This window comes from Sneathiella sp. (genome assembly GCF_036844445.1).
In the GTDB taxonomy this organism is placed as follows: domain Bacteria; phylum Pseudomonadota; class Alphaproteobacteria; order Sneathiellales; family Sneathiellaceae; genus Sneathiella.
This window is the reverse complement of sequence record NZ_DAIUFV010000003.1, coordinates 98,688-115,928: the sequence shown is the minus strand read 5'-3', so window position 1 is coordinate 115,928 and position 17,241 is coordinate 98,688. Positions and strand designations below refer to the sequence as shown.

The 17,241-nt window shown below is 61.1% G+C and carries 18 protein-coding genes; 13 read left to right on the top strand and 5 right to left on the bottom strand.

Going from position 1 to position 17,241, the window contains the following annotated elements:
- The first annotated feature begins 27 nt into the window (after positions 1-27).
- The 6 genes from rnr (at position 28) to rpmG (ending at position 5,704) form a co-directional block, all read left to right on the top strand.
- Entirely contained in the window at positions 28-2,364 is a 2,337-nt protein-coding gene (rnr, locus tag V7Z56_RS07255) for a ribonuclease R (protein ID WP_334128710.1), read from the top strand.
- 96 nt (positions 2,365-2,460) lie between these two features.
- Positions 2,461-2,847, top strand: coding sequence for a DUF983 domain-containing protein (locus V7Z56_RS07250; protein WP_334128709.1), 387 nt, complete (start codon positions 2,461-2,463; stop codon positions 2,845-2,847).
- A gap of 57 nt (positions 2,848-2,904) precedes the next feature.
- Complete coding sequence (locus tag V7Z56_RS07245) at positions 2,905-3,624, top strand: NUDIX hydrolase (protein WP_334128708.1); 720 nt, start codon at positions 2,905-2,907, stop codon at positions 3,622-3,624.
- A complete protein-coding gene (locus tag V7Z56_RS07240; protein WP_334128707.1) occupies positions 3,621-4,277 on the top strand; it encodes an NUDIX hydrolase in 657 nt (218 codons plus the stop codon). Before V7Z56_RS07245 ends, V7Z56_RS07240 begins: the two co-directional genes overlap by 4 nt.
- Positions 4,270-5,424 (top strand): MFS transporter, encoded by a 1,155-nt coding sequence (locus V7Z56_RS07235; protein WP_334128706.1) that lies wholly within the window; start codon positions 4,270-4,272, stop codon positions 5,422-5,424. The genes V7Z56_RS07240 and V7Z56_RS07235 overlap by 8 nt, the downstream gene beginning before the upstream one ends.
- A gap of 112 nt (positions 5,425-5,536) precedes the next feature.
- Entirely contained in the window at positions 5,537-5,704 is a 168-nt protein-coding gene (rpmG, locus tag V7Z56_RS07230) for a 50S ribosomal protein L33 (protein WP_334128705.1), read from the top strand.
- 65 nt (positions 5,705-5,769) lie between these two features.
- On the opposite strand, the gene V7Z56_RS07225 is transcribed toward rpmG, so the two are convergent.
- Positions 5,770-7,179, bottom strand: a complete 1,410-nt coding sequence (locus V7Z56_RS07225; protein ID WP_334128704.1) for a PleD family two-component system response regulator — start codon at positions 7,177-7,179, stop codon at positions 5,770-5,772.
- A 3-nt stretch (positions 7,180-7,182) separates the two neighbouring features.
- Positions 7,183-7,545: a response regulator gene (locus V7Z56_RS07220; protein WP_334128703.1), complete on the bottom strand. Its 363-nt coding sequence runs from the start codon at positions 7,543-7,545 to the stop codon at positions 7,183-7,185.
- Positions 7,546-7,717: 172 nt separating this feature from the next.
- Between V7Z56_RS07220 and V7Z56_RS07215 the strand changes: the two genes are divergently transcribed.
- Genes V7Z56_RS07215 through V7Z56_RS07205 form a run of 3 tightly spaced genes read left to right on the top strand, consistent with a single transcriptional unit; the run spans position 7,718 to position 9,958 of the window.
- Positions 7,718-7,993, top strand: coding sequence for a DUF3572 domain-containing protein (locus V7Z56_RS07215; RefSeq protein WP_334128702.1), 276 nt, complete (start codon positions 7,718-7,720; stop codon positions 7,991-7,993).
- 2 nt (positions 7,994-7,995) lie between these two features.
- Positions 7,996-8,667 carry a hypothetical protein gene (locus V7Z56_RS07210; RefSeq protein ID WP_334128701.1) on the top strand — a complete coding sequence of 224 codons (672 nt, stop codon included), beginning with the start codon at positions 7,996-7,998 and terminating at the stop codon, positions 8,665-8,667.
- A 10-nt stretch (positions 8,668-8,677) separates the two neighbouring features.
- Positions 8,678-9,958 (top strand): DNA polymerase IV, encoded by a 1,281-nt coding sequence (locus V7Z56_RS07205; protein ID WP_334128700.1) that lies wholly within the window; start codon positions 8,678-8,680, stop codon positions 9,956-9,958.
- Positions 9,959-9,994: 36 nt separating this feature from the next.
- Here V7Z56_RS07205 and V7Z56_RS07200 read toward each other — a convergent pair whose 3' ends face one another.
- Positions 9,995-10,807, bottom strand: coding sequence for an EipB family protein (locus V7Z56_RS07200; protein WP_334129052.1), 813 nt, complete (start codon positions 10,805-10,807; stop codon positions 9,995-9,997).
- A 348-nt stretch (positions 10,808-11,155) separates the two neighbouring features.
- Between V7Z56_RS07200 and V7Z56_RS07195 the strand changes: the two genes are divergently transcribed.
- A complete protein-coding gene (locus V7Z56_RS07195; RefSeq protein WP_334128699.1) occupies positions 11,156-11,863 on the top strand; it encodes a GGDEF domain-containing protein in 708 nt (235 codons plus the stop codon).
- 3 nt (positions 11,864-11,866) lie between these two features.
- Here the strand turns inward: V7Z56_RS07195 and V7Z56_RS07190 are convergent, their stop codons facing one another.
- Positions 11,867-13,141, bottom strand: coding sequence for an adenylate/guanylate cyclase domain-containing protein (locus tag V7Z56_RS07190; RefSeq protein WP_334128698.1), 1,275 nt, complete (start codon positions 13,139-13,141; stop codon positions 11,867-11,869).
- Positions 13,142-13,302: 161 nt separating this feature from the next.
- Here V7Z56_RS07190 and V7Z56_RS07185 point away from each other — a divergent pair, with 161 nt between their 5' ends.
- Positions 13,303-14,775, top strand: coding sequence for an aldehyde dehydrogenase family protein (locus tag V7Z56_RS07185; RefSeq protein WP_334128697.1), 1,473 nt, complete (start codon positions 13,303-13,305; stop codon positions 14,773-14,775).
- Positions 14,776-14,804: 29 nt separating this feature from the next.
- Positions 14,805-15,272, top strand: a complete 468-nt coding sequence (locus tag V7Z56_RS07180; RefSeq protein WP_334128696.1) for a RidA family protein — start codon at positions 14,805-14,807, stop codon at positions 15,270-15,272.
- A gap of 49 nt (positions 15,273-15,321) precedes the next feature.
- Here the strand turns inward: V7Z56_RS07180 and V7Z56_RS07175 are convergent, their stop codons facing one another.
- Complete coding sequence (locus tag V7Z56_RS07175; RefSeq protein ID WP_334128695.1) at positions 15,322-15,858, bottom strand: hypothetical protein; 537 nt, start codon at positions 15,856-15,858, stop codon at positions 15,322-15,324.
- 185 nt (positions 15,859-16,043) lie between these two features.
- Here V7Z56_RS07175 and V7Z56_RS07170 point away from each other — a divergent pair, with 185 nt between their 5' ends.
- Entirely contained in the window at positions 16,044-17,198 is a 1,155-nt protein-coding gene (locus V7Z56_RS07170; protein WP_334128694.1) for a GNAT family N-acetyltransferase, read from the top strand.
- The last annotated feature ends 43 nt before the right edge of the window (positions 17,199-17,241 follow it).

Below are 17,241 nucleotides of genomic sequence, written 5' to 3'. Positions count from 1 at the left end.
GTCCATGGTGACAGAAAACAGGATATCTTGACCCCGAAAAAGTCACAAGCTGACCACCTCCCGAGCAAGGAGCAGATCCGCGCTTTCATTGACGAGAGCGAGACGCCCGTCGGCAAGCGCGAGATCGCCCGCGCGTTCAATATCAAGGGCGCGGACCGTATCTATCTCAAACAGCTTCTCAAAGAACTGATAAACGAGGGACATCTCGAGCAGGGCCGCAAGCGCGAGCTCGCGCCGAAGGGCGCGCTGCCCACCGTCGCGGTGATTGAGGTCGTGCGGCTCGACAAGGACGGTGAGCCCGTCGCCCGCCCCGCGAGCTGGCAGGACGAAGCGTCCCCGCCCGTGATCCATATCGTGCGGGCCGGCAATCGCGACCGGGTGAGCGCGCCTGGCGTCGGCGATCGCTTTCTCGCCCGCCTCTCCCGCCAGAAGGACGGCAGCTATGAAGCGAAGGTCATCCGCGTGCTTGAGGCCTCGGCCGGGCCAGTGCTGGGTGTCTATACCCGCGTCGGCAAGGACGGACGGGTGCAGCCGACCAACCGCAAGCTGAAAAAAGAGATTATCGTGCGCGAAGAAAATTCGATGGGCGCGCGAAGCGGTGAAGTGGTGCTGTGCGATATTCTCCCCGGCAAGGCGCTCGCGCTGCCCGAAGGGCGCGTCACGCAGCGTGTCGGGCCGATGGAGGATGCCGCCTCGCTCAGCCTGATCGCCATACACACGCACGGCATTCCCGATCATTTCGACGATGCCGCGATCGAGCAGGCGCTGGCCGCGAAGCCGGTGCGCCTTGGCAAGCGGACGGATCTTCGCGCCCTTCCCATCGTCACCATCGATCCCGTCGATGCGCGCGACCGCGATGACGCGGTCTGGGCAGCGCCCGATGACGATCCGGCCAACGAAGGCGGCTGGCAGATCATCGTCGCGATTGCCGACGTCGCCCATTATGTGACCCACGGCAGCCCTTTCGATCAGGCGGCGCGGACCCGCGGCAACAGCGTCTATTTCCCCGACCGCGTCGTGCCGATGCTGCCCCATGAGCTCTCCAGCGATCTCTGCTCCCTGCATGAGAATGTCGACCGGCCGGTGCTCGCCGTGCAGATGTGGTTCACGGCGGACGGCCGGAAACTCCGCCACCGCTTCATGCGCGCGATGATCCGCTCCCTCGCCTCGCTCTCCTACCGACAGGTGCAGGATGCCCATGAGGGCCATCCGGACGAAAAGACCGCGCCGATTTATGACGATGTGATCCGCCCGCTCTACGGCGCCTATGAGGCGCTCAAAATAGCACGGGCCAGGCGCGAGCCGCTCGATCTCGAGATACCGGAGCGCCGGATCGAGTTTGGTGAGGACGGCTTCATCAAGGCCGTGCACCGGCGCGAGCGCTTCGCCGCGCATATGCTGATCGAGGAGTTTATGATCCAGGCCAACGTCTCGGCGGCGGAAACGCTCGTCAAGCGCAAGGCCCCCTGCATGTTCCGCGTTCACGAGCCGCCGACGGCAGACAAGCTTGTGGGCTTGCAGGAGACACTCGCCGAGATGGATATCCGCATGGCCAAGGGGCAGCGGATCACGACGACGACCTTCAACCGCATTCTGGCCCAGGCGGAAAACGAGATCGACCGCGAGCTGGTCAGTTCGCTGATCCTCCGCAGTCAGTCGCAGGCTGTCTACAGCCCCGAAAACCTGCATCACTTCGGCCTGCATCTCACGAATTACGCGCATTTCACCTCGCCCATCCGGCGCTATGCGGACCTCCTTGTCCATCGCAGCCTGATTGCCGCCCTCGGGCTCGGCAAGGACGGGCTGAAGCCGGAGGAAGCGGCGGAGTTCGAGGAGATCGGCGTCGAGATTTCGGCGACCGAACGGCGTGCCATGATCGCGGAGCGCGAAACGACGGATCGCTTTACCGCGGTGTTCCTCGCCAACAAGGTCGGCGAGATCTTCCCGGCCAAGGTCTCGGGCGTCACCCGCGCCGGCCTCTTCGTCACCCTTGACGAGAGCGGCGCCGATGCGCTTGCGCCGATTTCCTCGCTCGGCAATGAATATTACCATTTCGACCCCGACCGGCATCTTCTTGTCGGCGAGCGCACAGGACGGAGCTATCGCCTCGCCGACCGGCTGATGGTGCGCATCCGCGAGGTCGATATCGTGACCGGCAGCATGATCGTCCGCATTGAGGACGGCGATGATAATGCGCCTGCCGCAAGATCCCGCCCGGGCACAACTAAAACGCGCCGGGGCGAGAGCGCGAGAAAGCCGGCGAAGGGGGTGAAATCGGCAAAAGCGGCAAAAGGCGGAAAGAAAAAGAAACAAACCCTGCCCAAGGCAAAGAAAAAATTACGCCGCACTGAGCGTGCCCGCTGAACTCTGCGGCACAGTGTCGCAAAGGTCTTTTGCGATTAGAATTGGCCCCTAAGTAATGATAAAGTGCGGCGCATTGTTTCAAGAGGTAGGTAACAAATGTCAATTGAAGTCAAATCGCCGAGACCGCTTGGTCAGGCCCTAATGAACGGGCTGCGTCAGCGCTGTCCCAGTTGCGGGGTCGGGCGGGTATTTTATAAATATATCAAAGTAAATCACACCTGCGAGGGATGCGGGCTGGAATTGCACCACCAGCGCGCCGACGACGCCCCGCCCTATTTCACTATCGTCATTGTCGGCCATGTGATCATCAGCGGCCTGGTGATGATGGAGCGGATGTACCACCCCGCCATGTGGGTGCATCTCGTTGTCTGGCTGCCGTTGTCGCTGGCCTTCTCGCTGTGGCTGCTGCCGCGGGTGAAAGGGGCGCTGATCGGCCTGCAATGGGCCCGCCAGATGCACGGTTTCGGGGGCGACTTCACGTAAAGCATATGGACTTACCGCTCCCGTCAGTGCATATTCAGGGAAAAGGAAAGTTCAAAGATGAGTACGGAAAGAAAACGCGCCGTCGCGGATGATCGCACAGACGGCAGCCGGGCTCCGCGCCCGAAAGATGCATCCACTCTGATCCTCTATCGCCGGAGCAGCAGGAACGTTGAGATCCTGATGGGGGAGCGGAGCGGCAAGCACAGCTTCATGCCCAATACTTACGTGTTTCCGGGCGGCCGCGTGGACGCGACCGACAGCCGCGTGCGCCCGGCCAACGACCTTCGCGACGACGTGCTGGCGCGTCTGGTGCGGGGCGGCTGCACGGAGGCGAGAGCCCGCGCCCTCGGCATCGCTGCGGTTCGCGAAACCTTTGAGGAGACCGGCCTTCGCCTGATCGGCACATATGAAACACCGCCCAAACCGCGTGCGCCCCTGTGGGATGGCTTCGCCGAGGGCGATTATGGCCCCGATCTCTCGAAACTCGACTATATTGCCCGCGCAGTGACGCCGCCGGCCCGCAAGAAGCGCTTCAACACCCGCTTTTTTGTTGCCGATGCCGAGCAGATGGAAGGCGAGCTCAAGGGATCGGGCGAGCTGCTCGATCTTAAATGGGTAACGTTGGAACAGGCGCTTGAACTCAATATTCCGCTGATCACGGAACGGGTCCTCGGCTATGCGGACAAGTTCTTCAAGACGCAGCCGCCCCGGGACCCGATGCTGCCTGTGCCCCGTTTTCACATGCGCTACGGCAAACGGATATACGGCGAAGAATGAGTGCACCTCTCGGGGCCGCACGGCCCGTCACCCCCCGTCACGCTGCCAGCCTCGTGATCTATGAGCAGCGGGCGGACGATGTGTATGTCCTGATGGGGCGCCGCTCGAAAAAGCACCGCTTTCTGCCGGATGTTTATGTGTTTCCGGGCGGGCGCGTCGATACGGCCGATGCCGCCCTGACCCCACTCGCGCCACTTGATCCCTCAATCGCCGAACAGCTCTCGCAGCCGGCCAACATGGCCGATGCGATTGCCAATGCGGCGGTGCGCGAGACGCATGAGGAAACCGGCCTGATTATCGGCGACCTTGAGGGCGAAACGCTGCGGCCGGATCATTCGCAGCTCAACTTCATCGCCCGGGCGATCACGCCCGCAGTCAGCCCGATCCGTTTCAATACGCGCTTTCTTACCCTCGATGCGCAGCATATCACGGGCGGCGATCTCGGCGGCTCGGGCGAGCTGATCGACCTGCGCTGGATCCCGCTTGCCGAGGTGCATCACGTCCCGCTCGTCGATGTGACGGAATTTGTGCTGGAGCTGGTCGATCGCACGATAAAGCGGGAAGAACCGCTGCCCTGCCCGATCCCCGGCAGCGTGCCCCTGTTCACTTACTACAAAGGAAAACCGTTCATTCGCAACTACGAACATGGCTGAGAGCGGTCACGACAACCGCGTTGCCCTGGTTGCGGTCATTGCGGCAGTGACCGCGATGGCGGTCTCCTTCAGCCTGTCGGTGCCGCTGATCTCGCTCCTTATGGAGAAGCGCAATTATGATAGCGGCACGATCGGCCTGATGGGGGCCCTGCCGCCGCTTTCCTTTCTGATTATCTCCCCCTTCATTCCGGCCTGCACCCGCTATTTCGGCTCGCGTTTCATGCTGTGGTCGGGGTTGCTGATCACCGCCTTCTCGATCTGGGCGCTCTCCTTCTCGGATAATATCTACTACTGGTTTTTCCTCCGCCTTGTCATTGGTGTGGCGATGGCGGTGCTGTTCCTGATCAGCGAAGCGTGGCTCAACCGGATCGCCCACGAAAAGACGCGCGGGCGGACGGTCGCGATCTATATGACCTCCATGACGCTCGGCTATGCCTTCGGCCCGGTGCTGATCAATATCATGGGTGCGGAGGGCAGCCTGCCGTTCATTGTCTCGGCGCTGATCGTCTTGTCCGCCGGACTAGCCTTTCTCGCGGTCGGCGACCGCTTTCCCGATCTCGGAGAGGAGAGCCAGTATTCGATCCTCTCCTTCATCCGCGCTGCGCCGCTGGTGACGGCGGCGACGCTGTTGGTCGCCTTTTTTGACGGCTCCATCCTCGCACTTCTGCCCGTTTACGGCGTGAAGAACGGGCAGACGCTCGAGATTGCCGTGCTGATGACGAGCGCGCTGCTCGCCGGCAATATCCTGCTGCAGTTTCCAGTCGGCTGGCTCGCCGATCGGCTGGACCGCGCCATGGTGATGCTCGGCTGCGGCGTCATCGGGCTTGTCGGCGCGCTGCTGCTGCCGCTGGTGATGCCCGACAGCGTGCTGCTCTGGCCGCTGCTGATCCTCTGGGGCGGTGCGGTGGTCGGCACCTACACGATTGCGCTCGTCGTCATGGGGCAGGATTTCAAGGGCGGCGATCTGATGATGGCGGCAACGACGGTGACCGCCCTTTGGGGCATCGGCAGCCTGTTCGGCCCGCTCGTCGCCGGCTTTGCCATGGACTTCTACGAGCCGCACGGCATGCCCGTCACCTTCGCGGCGATCTGCCTGATCTTCATTGTCATTGCCATCCTCGCGATCCGCCGTCGGAGCGCGGGTTAATTTTGCGAATTTTCAAGCTGAACGCTTGACTTCGCCGATTAAATCCGTATTTTCCGGGCTTCGATCATAATTTACTTCCGCGATGCCGCGGGAGACGACTGGAGTTTCGGACATGGCTAAGCCGACAACATTGAAAATCAGGCTGGTAAGCACGGCGGACACTGGCTTTTTCTATGTCACCAAGAAGAATCCGCGCACGATGACGGAGAAGATGGTCGTTCGCAAGTACGATCCTGTCGTCCGCAAGCATGTGGAATTCAAGGAAGCGAAAATCAAGTAACGTCGCTTGCCCCAAAAAAACAAGGCCGCAACCTGCGGCCTTTTTTATTGTCTGATTACCCACCCTCAGCGCGCGGCGATTCCCGGCGGCTGGGAGAAGGAGCGGACATTCGAGGGCGCCACGACGACGCGGTTGCGCCCGTCCTTTTTCGCCTTGTAGAGCGCTTCATCGGCGCGTTTCAGCAGGCTGTCCGCCATTTCCTCTTCGCCCGAAACCGTCACACCGATCGAGCAGGTGAGATTGATCGAGATCGCGCCTTTGCGCGCGGCAAAGGGCTTGTCCGCGATCTGGCGACGCAGGCGCTCGGCAACCGCCATCGCCAGCGAAATCTCGGTATCCGGCATAACCACGACGAATTCCTCCCCGCCGTAGCGGCAGGCAAGATCGATGCCGCGCACGCCGGTCGCGATGCGCCGCGCGAATTCCTTGATCACCTCGTCCCCGACATCATGGCCGTGAGTGTCATTGACCGGCTTGAAGAAATCGATATCCATGATCATGACACAGACCGGTTTATAATCCATCCGGGCGCGCTGCAGGATCGCATCCAGATGGTTGGACATGTAGCGCCGGTTATAGAGGCCCGTCAGGCTGTCGGTGACGGCAAGCTCAAGGCTGCGATGGAAATTATGGCGGAGACGATCCTGATACTGCTTGCGGAGGATCTGCGTGCGGGTGCGGACGATCAGCTCGTTGGTATCGATAGGCCGCATCACATAATCGTTAACCCCGAGGTCCAGCCCCTTGATCAGCTTGTCGCGATCCGATTCGTCGACAAGGGTAAGAATCGGCAGCTGGCGGGTTTCTTCCATGCTGCGAATGCGCGAACACAGCCGGAGCGGATCGAAATGGGCGGAATCGAGGCTGATGACGACGAGATCGAAATCCCCGCCGCTAAGGAGAACGCGCGCCTCTTCCATATCCGATCCCAGCGTCACGTCATAGGTTTCGGCATAAACTTCCCTGATGAGGCGGACGGAATATTCGTTATCGTCGATCACCAGGATGCGGGCGCGCTGGATTGCCTCCTCCTTGCGGTCCGACATCGAAATGACGCCAAGCTCGGAGCTCGTCTCCTCGCGCAGGCGGAACTCATCCATCATCATCTTGAGGCGCAGCAGCGACTTGACGCGGGCGAATAGCGAGAGATCGTCGACGGGCTTGGTGAGGAAATCATCCGCGCCGACTTCCAGCCCCTGAACGCGGTCGGCCGCCTCGCTGAGCGCGGTCACCATGACGACCGGAATATGCGCGGTGTGACGATCCTCCTTCAGGCGGCGACAGACCTCGAAGCCGTCCATCTGCGGCATCATCACATCGAGAAGAATCAGGTCGGGCTGCTGTTCGCGGGCGATTTTCAGCGCATCCGGACCGTTATAGGCCGTCACGACGTCATAATACTCGACAGACAGCTTTGCCTCGAGAATTTTGACGTTCGGAATGACGTCGTCAACGACCAGAATGCGTGCAGACATTATCTAGCTCAGAAATTCTTTGACCATGTTGAGGAAATTTTCGACAGAGATCGGTTTGGCAATATAAGCTTCGCATCCCCCTTCGCGAATCTTCTCCTCGTCCCCCTTCATCGCGAATGCCGTGACGGCAATAACGGGAATCGACTTCAGCGCCTCATCCTCCTTGATCCATTTCGTCACCTCGAGGCCGGAGACCTCGGGCAGCTGGATGTCCATTAGAATCAGGTCAGGCGAATGTTCACGTGCGAGGCTGAGCGCCTCCATCCCGTCCTTGGTCTGAATGGTGTTGTAACCATGCGCCTCGAGGAGGTCATGGAACAGTTTCATATTTAAGTCGTTGTCTTCGACAATCAATACTGTCTTCATTTTCAACCCGTTCATTCCTAAGGTCAAACGCGACCGAAGCGGGAAATAGACTGATTACCGCCTGCTTCCCCGTTCCCTTTTTCAACGCTTGAGACTATCATTCGATCCAAGTAAACAGATATATGTTTAATTTTCCATTACTGTAAGCGGTTTTAAAGAAAGATAAAACTCAATGGACCGCGAAAATGCCGAAATAGTCGCTCTTCAGGCACTTGCCTATGTTGCGGGACGCGAAAAAACCCTGGAGCGGCTGATGTTTGAGACGGGAATTGATCCGCGCCATCTGGCAAGCGCGATGGACAGCGGCGAGATGTTGGCCGGCATCCTTGATTTTCTGCTGGCCCATGAAGATATTCTTATTGAGTTCTGCGACCATGAAAATATCGACGCCCTGACCCCTGCCCGTGCGCGGAGGGCCCTTCCCGGCGCCCCGATAGAGGATTACTGATTATGTATGCCGGTATTCACGACGACGTGCGGCCCCAGCTTGAGACGCTGCAGATCGACAAGCAGCGCCCGCTTGTCATCACCGACGCCGACGAGGTGCTGTTCAGCTTCATGGCGGGGCTTGAGGCATTTCTTGAAACGCGCGAGCTTTACTTCGACTGGACATCCTTCGCGCTAACCGGAAATATCCGCCGCATTGCCTCGAAGGAGGCCATCGAGCAGCAGGAGGTGGGCCGCCTCCTCACGGATTTCTTCGATGAGCGCTGCGCAAGCCTCGCCGTTGTGGAGGGCGCGGCGGAGGGGCTTGCAAGCCTCAGCGATCATGCCCAGGTCGTCGTCCTCAGCAACGTGCCGCCGAAATATGCCGAGCAGCGGCGCGGCAGCCTGCTGCAGGGCGGGATGGATTTTCCGCTGATCGCCAATATCGGCAGCAAGGGCGAGGTCGTGCGCTTCCTCACCGACGGGCTGGATGCGCCGGCCTTCTTCATCGACGACATTCCGCACAACCACCGTTCCGTCAGCACCCATGCGGCGCATGTGCAGCGGCTGCATTACATCGCCGATGCGCGCCTCTCCAAACTGCTGGGCCCGGCGGAGGATTGCCACGTGCGCCTGCACAGCTGGCCGGAAATCAGCGATCATATTCTCCGTCACATCGGGACGGGGCTTTCCTGACGGGCGCCGCATGGCCGGGCTCTGCCGACAATGCTGCACCCTCGTTGATATGCGCGAGCGCCCCGCCGATGGGCGCTGCCCCGCCTGTCGCTCGCCCCGCCTCCTTTATCATGCGGAGCTCGCTGACCTCACCATCGCCCATGTTGATTGCGACGCCTTCTATGCCGCGGTGGAAAAGCGCGACAATCCGGCGCTTCGGGCAAAGCCGGTCATCGTCGCCCATGACAGCGCCCGCAGCGTCGTCACCACCGCCTGCTATATCGCCCGCATGTCGGGGGTGCGCTCGGCGATGCCGCTCTTCAAGGCGAAGCAGCTCTGCCCCGAGGCGCTGATCGTGCCGCCCGATATGGCGAAATATCGCACCGTCAGCCGCGCCGTCCGCGCGCTCTACGATAAGCTGACGCCGGATGTGGAGCCGCTCTCGCTCGATGAGGCTTTTCTCGATCTCACGGGCACGGAACGTCTGCATCACCGGAGCGCCGCGCAGTCCGTCGCGTGGCTGGCCCGCGAGGTTCAGGAGACCATCGGCGTCACCGTCTCCATCGGCCTCAGCTATAACAAGTATCTCGCCAAGCTCGCCTCCGATCTCGACAAGCCGAACGGCTTTGCGGTCATTGGCCGGGCCGAAGCGCGCAACTTTCTGAGCCCCCGTCCCGTCAGCGATATCTGGGGCGTCGGGAAGGCGCTCGAGCGCAAGCTGGCATCGGAAGGGATCAGTCGCATCGGTCAGCTGCAATCGCGCGACAAGGCGGAACTGATCGCCCGCTACGGCGCGATGGGCAGCCGGCTCTATCATTTTGCGCGCGGCGAAGATGACCGGCGGGTGGAGGCGGACCGGGCGATCAAAAGCATCTCGGCGGAAACGACGTTCGAGACGGATATCGGCGAGACGGCCGTCCTTCTCGCGCGCCTCTGGCCACTTTGCGAGAAAGTCTCAAAGCGTTTGAAACAGGCGGATATGGCGGGAAAGACAATTACCCTCAAGCTGAAAACCGGCGATTTTCGCACCCTGACCCGCAGCCACACACTGGTGCAGCCGACGCAGCTTGCGGAGACGCTCTACAAGGCCGTCCGCCCGCTGCTCGAGAAAGCCGCGATGGATCATCAGTTTCGATTGATCGGCGTCGGGATCAGCAGTTTCGGCGATGTCGCCGACGCGGACCGCCCGGACCTACTTGGCGGCGACAGCGGCCGGGTGCGCGAGATCGAAGCGGCCATCGACCGCGTGCGGGAAAAATTCGGGGATGCGGTAATCAATCGCGGCCGCGGCCTGCCGACGACAGAGGACTGATCAGGATTTCAGGCAGTGCGATCGCCTGCCCGCCGCTCAGGAGCATTTCTCCATATCGAGCATGGTGAGGCTCGAAAGCCTGCCCTTCAGGGAGAAGTCGATATAATCGAGATGGATATCCGTCGCGACGCCGTTATCGAACATCTTCATCGCCACCTTGTAATCGGGCTCTGACTGCTGTTCGCGTAGATCAAAAAAGGAGATCTGCACCGGCCAGTACATGCGACCGCGGAGCGCCTCCTCATTTTCAGCGGGCGCGAGCAGCGTTTGCCCCTTGCCGATCACCGCGAGGGTGTCGGAAAGCCCCTCTTCACCGTTGCCGTCATAGACACGGGCCGAGAGAAGCTTGCGCCCGGCCGCTGCCGCCTTGATCAACTGGCGGCTGTGCTCGCCCGGGAAGATGACGCCGGCCGGAAGGTCAAGGCGTGATTTCGCCGGCTCATGGAAGGTGATGGAGACGCCATCCTCCTGCTGCTCGGCGATGCCGCTATATTTCTCGAGCAGCTGGCCGTTCAGCTGGTTCGACATGTCGAAGCGCATCAGCCCCCCGTCATTGTCCTCCCATGTCGCCAGGGTGTAATCGGAGATCATCACGTCGCCATCGAAGTTGCTCATCTCCAGCACCATCCGCTGGTTGACGATCAGCCCTTCGCAATTCTGCTCAAGCTTGATGGCGACGCGGCCGAGGATGGCCTCAAAGCCGCTGTCCTGCTGGTTGTGATCGAGTTGCAGATCATAGACGGCCTGATGCGAGGCAAGGCGAAGCGGCTGCGCGCTCGCAAGCGCGGTCCCCATCACAAGGGCGACGACAATGCCGGTGAAAAGCTTTAGAAATCCGGTCCCATGCATCACGATCACGCTTTCATTCGCTTGAAATTACAGGCGGCGACGGGCGCCCCTTAGCGCCAGTTTTATACGTCTCCAGCGACGCTGTGAAGTGTTATCGAGGAGATTAAGCGGAATTATGGCAAGACGGCAGTTTTCTCCTGGAGCGGCGGGCATAAATTGCCGGACAAATTAACCTAAAAATTGCAGGATTCAAGCCCGGGCGTCCAACACTTTGAAAAACATAATAATTTTTCGGCGCATTAATTGGCATGCCTGTTGCTTCTCGTCAGGCAATAGAACATGCCGGCCCGGCCACACGGTATCAGAGTTTCAGAAGCGATTGGGAGCCGGGCTTCAAGGAGAGATATAATGCCCTTAACACTGTCACATGCGCCATCCGCACATTCCATGCTGCCGCTGGGGCTTGACCCGGATATCGGCCCGCATCTGGAAGACCTGTCCAGCGTTTTGAAATCCAGCCTGCATCAGCAGACGGCACGGCGGCACTGGCAGCTTATCAACCGCATCATCGCCTACGCGGCCAGCGCCGAGCAGCATATCAGCGAGCAGCAGCAGCGTATTCGCGAGCTGGAGGCGCTCTCCTCAACGGACGAACTGACGGGTCTTGCCAACCGGCGCGGCCTGCTGGATTTCATGGAACGACTGCTGGCCTCGGCCCGGCGACACCGCGAAGAGGGCGTGCTCGCCTATCTCGACCTCAATGATTTCAAGGGCATCAACGACCGTTTCGGCCATGCCACCGGAGACCGGGCGCTGTGCCTGCTCGCCGACCTTTTGAAGAAGAATGTCCGCAGTTCCGATTTTGTGGCGCGGATCGGCGGCGATGAGTTTATCTTTGTGCTGACCCATACCAATTTTGAGAATGGCCGCCGCCGCGCCGCCGCAATCGGCGAGGCGATCGCCGGCGCCGCCTTCAGCGCGCGCGGATGCGACATCCGGCTGACCGCCAGCATCGGCGTCTCGGCCTATGACGGCGACACGAAGCTCGACGATATCCTTCGCAAGGCCGATGAAGCCATGTATGAGGTGAAGGCGGCCGGCAAAGCCGCGCGCTGAGACCTAGACCCGGGCGTGCTCAGCCGCCGCGGGCGCGCGGTCGCAGAAAAGCTCGAGCGGCTCCCGCACGCCGCGCAGCTCATGCAGCCCGCAGGAGACAAGCCCCGTCGCTTTTCCGCGCGAAAGGCCGACGAAATCCGCCGAGGCGACAAGGTGGCTGCCGAGCAGCTCGCAGAGCGCCTCCATCCGGCTCACCTCATTGACGGCCGGGCCGATCACCGTGAAATCTAGCCGCGTTTCGGATCCGACATTGCCATACATCACGTCGCCGACATGCAGCGCGATATCGAGTTCCATCACCGGCTCGCCGGCCGCGGCGCGCTCGTCATTGATCGCGTCGACATCGGAGATCATCTGCCGCGCGACGGTGAGCGCCGTCTCACAGATAAGCTGTACCTCGCGCGGGTCGGTCACGGGCATCTCGAATGTCGCAAGCAGCCCGTCGCCCATAAATTTCAGGATCTCGCCGCCCGCCGTCTCGATCGGCGTTGCTATACATTCGAGATACTGGTCCAGCATGTCGATCAGCGCTTCCTGCGGCAACACGTCAGAAAGGCTGGTGAAACCGCGGAGATCCGCATGCATGAGAACCGCATTGATGCTCTCGACCGAACCGCGCCGGATCTGGCCCGAGAGCACCTTGCCCGCCGTGTTGCGGCCGATATAGGTTTCCAGAAGCGACTGCGCGGTGCGGAAGGAGGCGATGCCCTTCACGGCAAGGCCGAACACCGGAATGATGCGACGGAGGAGGCTGAATTCCGCCTCGCTGAAGCCGCCCGGCCGGTCCGTCGCCCAGCTTGTGATGACCCCGGCGGAATGCTCGAGATGCTTATTCTCAAATCCCCAGCCGAAGTCGAACGCCTGCGCGTACCAGTCGGTCATCCCGGCGTTGCGAAATTCTACGAGGACCGGAAAATCGAGCTCGCTTTCCGGCCCGAGCGGACGGTGCAGGATGTCGACATTGTTGGAGAGCATGTAGAAGAAGGGGCTCGCGAACCAGCCTTCGCCCGGTATGTCGGTATGCAGGAAGTTGGTGTTGCTGACCAGCCCCTCGCCCCGCCGCCAGATATGCATGAAGGCGTTGACCTGCGGATGAATGGCGCTATGCGTGATGCTGGCGCGCTTCACCATGATGCCTTCCTCGTTCAGCCGTTCGCAGAACTGAACAAACAGATCACGGATGCGCTCGCCTTTCAGTCCCGCATCGATCAGCCACGAAAAGAGCGCTTCCTCCGCGCTGTCGGACCGGAAATGTACGCATAGATCGTCGGTTTCCACCTGCCCCCCCTTATACTGGAGCGTTACCTGCGGCTGTCATATAGGCCTCTTTCACGCGCAGATAACCCTCGCGGCGGAAAAAATCTTGCCGTGCTTTCTCAACCGCTGTACATTGCCGAAACCTCATGCTAGAAACGAAAGCAAGCTGCGGAGAAGAAGATATGCACGAACTCAAGAAATACTGGCAGAACTATATCAATGGCGCGTGGGTCGATGCGTCCGACAAGGGGCGGATCGCTATCGAGAACCCGGCGACGGGCGAACAGATCGCCGAGGTTGCGCGCGCCGGGAAAGCCGATGTCGATCATGCGGTTGCGAGCGCCCGCAGGGCCTTCAACAGCCGTGAGCTTTACAGCATGCGCCCGGTCAATCGCGGCGCAATGCTGTTCGAGATCGCCCGGCACATGACCGAAATGGCCGATGAGATCGCGCTTGCCGAGTGTCTCGATAATGGCAAGACGCTGACGGGTGGCAAGAATGAGGCGCTCGCGGCGGCGCGCTACTTCACCTATTACGGCGGCCTCACCGACAAGTTGGAAGGGCGGATGATCCCGCTCGGCGCCGATTATGTAGACTACACCGTGCCGACGCCTTTCGGGGTCTCGGCGCAGATCGTGCCGTGGAACTTCCCGCTGCAGATCGCCGCGCGCTCGGTCGCCTGCGCGCTCGCAACCGCAAACACGGTGGTGCTGAAATCGCCGGAACTCTCGCCGCTTTCCACCTATTTCATTGCCGAAGCCTGTCACCGGGCCGGCGTGCCGAAAGGCGCCGTCAATATCCTTTGCGGTTATGGTCATGACTGCGGCGCAAGCCTCGTCTCCCACCCCGACATCGATCATATCGTCTTTATCGGCTCGGTCGCGACGGGTCAGTCGATTTTGCGCGCAGCGGCGGAACGGGTGATCCCCTGCGTGATGGAGCTCGGCGGCAAGTCCGCCGCCATCCTCTTCAAGGATGCCGATATCGAGCAGGCGGTCAACTCCACGGCGAGCGGCATTTTCACCCATGCGGGGCAGGTCTGCTCGGCCCAGTCGCGCCTCATCGTGCCGAAAGCGCTGGAGGACGAGGTGGTCGAGCGGCTGGCGGCGAAGGCGAATTCCCTCTCCATCGGCCCCGGCATCGACGGGCACGACATCACCCCCGTCATCTCAGGGCCGCAGGCCGACAAAATCGAAGGCATGTGCCGCGCCGCCGTTCAGGCGGGCGCCGAGGCGGTGACGGGCGGGCGCAAGGCGCCGGATCTCCCCGGCCACTTTATTGAACCCACCATCTTCACCCGCCTCACGCCCGATATGACCATCGCCCGCGAGGAGGTGTTCGGCCCCGTTCTCTCGATCCTCACCTTCGAGGATCCGGAAGAGGCTATCAGCATCGCGAACGGCACCGATTACGGCCTCTGCGCCGGGGTTTACACCCGCGATCTTGCAACCGCGCACTGGGCGGCGGACCGGCTTGTTGCGGGGCAGGTGTTCGTCAATGAATGGTTCGCCGGCGGGATCGAGACGCCGTTCGGCGGCATGAAACGCTCCGGCTATGGCCGTGAAAAGGGTCAGGAAGCCCTGCTCAACTATGTGCAGACGAAGAATGTCGGCATCCGGATCACGAGCGGCGGCGGCGGCCGGCCCGGCGGTTGATCCCCAACATTGAGACTATGGAGACGGAAATGACAGGCAAGATTGATGCGAAACTGAAAGAACTGGGCATTACCCTTCCCACGGCGAGCGCGCCGGCCGCCAACTATGTGCCGTTCGTGAAGACGGGCAATCTCGTCTTCATCTCTGGCCAGGTGCCGTTCGTCGACGGCAAGCTGAAATGGCAGGGCAAGGTCGGCAAGGATTTCACCACCGAAGAGGGCAAGGCCTGCGCCCGCGTCTGCGGCCTCAATATCCTCTCGCATCTCAAGGCCGCCTGCGAGGGCGATCTCGACCGCGTCGTGCGCTGCGTCAAGCTGAGCGGCTTCGTCAACTGCGCGGACGGCTTTGGCGAGCAGCCGCAGGTGATCAACGGCGCCTCTGACCTGATGGTGGAGGTGTTCGGCGAAAAAGGCCGCCATGCCCGCTTCGCCGTCGGCACCAATGCGCTGCCGATGAATGTCGCCGTCGAAATCGACGCGGTTTTCGAAATCAACTGATGCGAAGGCCGGGCGGCCCGATGCGGCGCGCCCGGCCACCGTCCCCCGGCTATCCCTTCACGCAGTAAAGCAGGGCAAGGAAGGGCGGCGTCAGCGGGACGGGGCTCGCGCTCCCCTGATCGGGCAGCGTCGTGCGGTTCATCTCAAAGCCCTTGTTGTCATTGTCGCTGGCATGGCTGCCGCGGTTATTCGGCACCGTCACCGTACCGCCCGATTCCGAATAATAGATATCCGCGTAGGCGTGGCTGTGGGGCGGCAGATTCCCCGCCGTCAGCACGACGCTTTCCTGCCCGCCCGCTGTTCCCGCTTTCCACGCCGTCAGCGGCTTCCCGTCACTGCCCTGCCCCGGCGACTGATCGGCAGCGCCGATAATCGCCCGGCTCGCCGCCTTGTCATAGCGCGCCCAACCGGCCGGGCAGGCGCCCTCCTGATCGAACGCGACCACAGCGCCCGCCGGCACTTCACCCGCTGCAACCGCCGGGCTGTCCCCGTCCGGCTCGGCAAAGAAAATGACCAGCAGCGCCGTTATCACCGCGGCCGCCGCGCCGCCGAGAAGCGCCGCCGTCCCCACCTTGATCCAGTCCATGAAAATCTCCTCGCAATAAATATTAAAAATTGTTCATATGTAATTCTATACATATATAAGTTGAATAATTTTCAACCCTGAAACCGCTGCGGCGAGGAAAAATAATTTTGTGCGGCCGGCCCCTCCAACGCGAGATATCTGTTAGAATGACAGGATGAAGGTCACATTCTTATTCCGCCAGGCCAATGTCTGACAGCGCATCCGTCAAGACTTTGCAATCCATCACTGAAATCACGCCGCACGCATGGAACTCCTGCCGCGTCGACGATCATCCGTTCGTAAGCCACGAGTTTCTCCGCGCGCTTGAGGAGAGCGGGTCGGTTTCCGCACGCGGCGGCTGGATGCCCTACCATCTCGCGCTCGAGATCGGTGGCCAGATCGCTGCCGTCGCGCCGATGTATGTGAAGGGGCACAGCCAGGGGGAATATGTCTTCGATCACAGCTGGGCGCATGCCTATGAGCGCGCGGGCGGGCGCTACTATCCGAAACTGCAGCTCGCCGTCCCCTTCTCGCCGGTGACAGGCCCGCGCCTGCTGACGCCGGCGGGGCCGCGGCGCGAGGAATATCAGCGGCTGCTGCTGACGGGCGTGCGGCGTATCGCGACCGAGCATAATATTTCATCGGTCCACCTCACCTTTCTGACTGAGGAAGAGCGCGATCTTGCCGCAAAAGAGGGCTTCCTGATCCGAAGCGGTGAGCAGTTTCATTGGGTCAACGAGGGATATGAGACGTTCGATGATTTTCTAGGCCAGCTTTCGTCGCGCAAACGCAAGGCGATCCGGAAGGAACGCGCCGGGGCGACGGAGGCCGGGCTCGAGTTCGAAATACTGAGCGGCGCGGAGATTGGCGAGCATCACTGGGATGCGTTTTTCAGCTTCTACATGGATACCGGAAGCCGCAAATGGGGCACGCCCTATCTCAACCGCAAATTTTTCAGCCTGCTTGGCGCTTATCTCGCCGATCAGGTCGTACTGATGATGGTCGCCCGCGACGGGCGCTATATCGCGGGCGCGCTTAATCTTAAAGGTAGCGACTGCCTCTATGGCCGCTACTGGGGCTGCATCGAGGATCACCGCTTTCTGCATTTCGAAACCTGCTACTACCGCGCCATCGACTACGCGATCAAGCATGGGCTGAAACGTGTCGAAGCGGGCGCACAAGGGCCGCACAAGCTTGCGCGCGGTTACCTGCCGACGGAGACTTTCTCCGCCCACTGGTTCCCCGATCCCGGCTTTCAGGCGGCGGTTGCGGATTTTCTCCGCCGCGAAACGCGCGAGGTGGAAGCGGAGATCGATTACCTGAGTGCGCATTCCCCGTTCAGGAAACTCGGCGACGGCTAGCGCGATCCGCATTTTACGTCGCGTAATCAAGGCGGGTACGCCT

Excerpts from the sequence above, each read along its gene's own strand:
- V7Z56_RS07185 (WP_334128697.1), top strand. The coding sequence starts at position 13,303 with ATGCACGAACTCAAGAAATACTGGCAGAACTATATCAATGGCGCGTGG.
- V7Z56_RS07175 (WP_334128695.1), bottom strand. The coding sequence starts at position 15,858 with ATGGACTGGATCAAGGTGGGGACGGCGGCGCTTCTCGGCGGCGCGGCG.
- V7Z56_RS07215 (WP_334128702.1), top strand. The coding sequence starts at position 7,718 with ATGGACCGCGAAAATGCCGAAATAGTCGCTCTTCAGGCACTTGCCTAT.
- V7Z56_RS07235 (WP_334128706.1), top strand. The coding sequence starts at position 4,270 with ATGGCTGAGAGCGGTCACGACAACCGCGTTGCCCTGGTTGCGGTCATT.
- rpmG (WP_334128705.1), top strand. The coding sequence starts at position 5,537 with ATGGCTAAGCCGACAACATTGAAAATCAGGCTGGTAAGCACGGCGGAC.
- V7Z56_RS07250 (WP_334128709.1), top strand. The coding sequence starts at position 2,461 with ATGTCAATTGAAGTCAAATCGCCGAGACCGCTTGGTCAGGCCCTAATG.
- V7Z56_RS07205 (WP_334128700.1), top strand. The coding sequence starts at position 8,678 with ATGGCCGGGCTCTGCCGACAATGCTGCACCCTCGTTGATATGCGCGAG.
- V7Z56_RS07170 (WP_334128694.1), top strand. The coding sequence starts at position 16,044 with ATGTCTGACAGCGCATCCGTCAAGACTTTGCAATCCATCACTGAAATC.
- V7Z56_RS07200 (WP_334129052.1), bottom strand. The coding sequence starts at position 10,807 with ATGCATGGGACCGGATTTCTAAAGCTTTTCACCGGCATTGTCGTCGCC.
- V7Z56_RS07210 (WP_334128701.1), top strand. The coding sequence starts at position 7,996 with ATGTATGCCGGTATTCACGACGACGTGCGGCCCCAGCTTGAGACGCTG.
- V7Z56_RS07225 (WP_334128704.1), bottom strand. The coding sequence starts at position 7,179 with ATGTCTGCACGCATTCTGGTCGTTGACGACGTCATTCCGAACGTCAAA.
- V7Z56_RS07180 (WP_334128696.1), top strand. The coding sequence starts at position 14,805 with ATGACAGGCAAGATTGATGCGAAACTGAAAGAACTGGGCATTACCCTT.
- V7Z56_RS07245 (WP_334128708.1), top strand. The coding sequence starts at position 2,905 with ATGAGTACGGAAAGAAAACGCGCCGTCGCGGATGATCGCACAGACGGC.
- V7Z56_RS07220 (WP_334128703.1), bottom strand. The coding sequence starts at position 7,545 with ATGAAGACAGTATTGATTGTCGAAGACAACGACTTAAATATGAAACTG.
- V7Z56_RS07240 (WP_334128707.1), top strand. The coding sequence starts at position 3,621 with ATGAGTGCACCTCTCGGGGCCGCACGGCCCGTCACCCCCCGTCACGCT.
- V7Z56_RS07195 (WP_334128699.1), top strand. The coding sequence starts at position 11,156 with ATGCCCTTAACACTGTCACATGCGCCATCCGCACATTCCATGCTGCCG.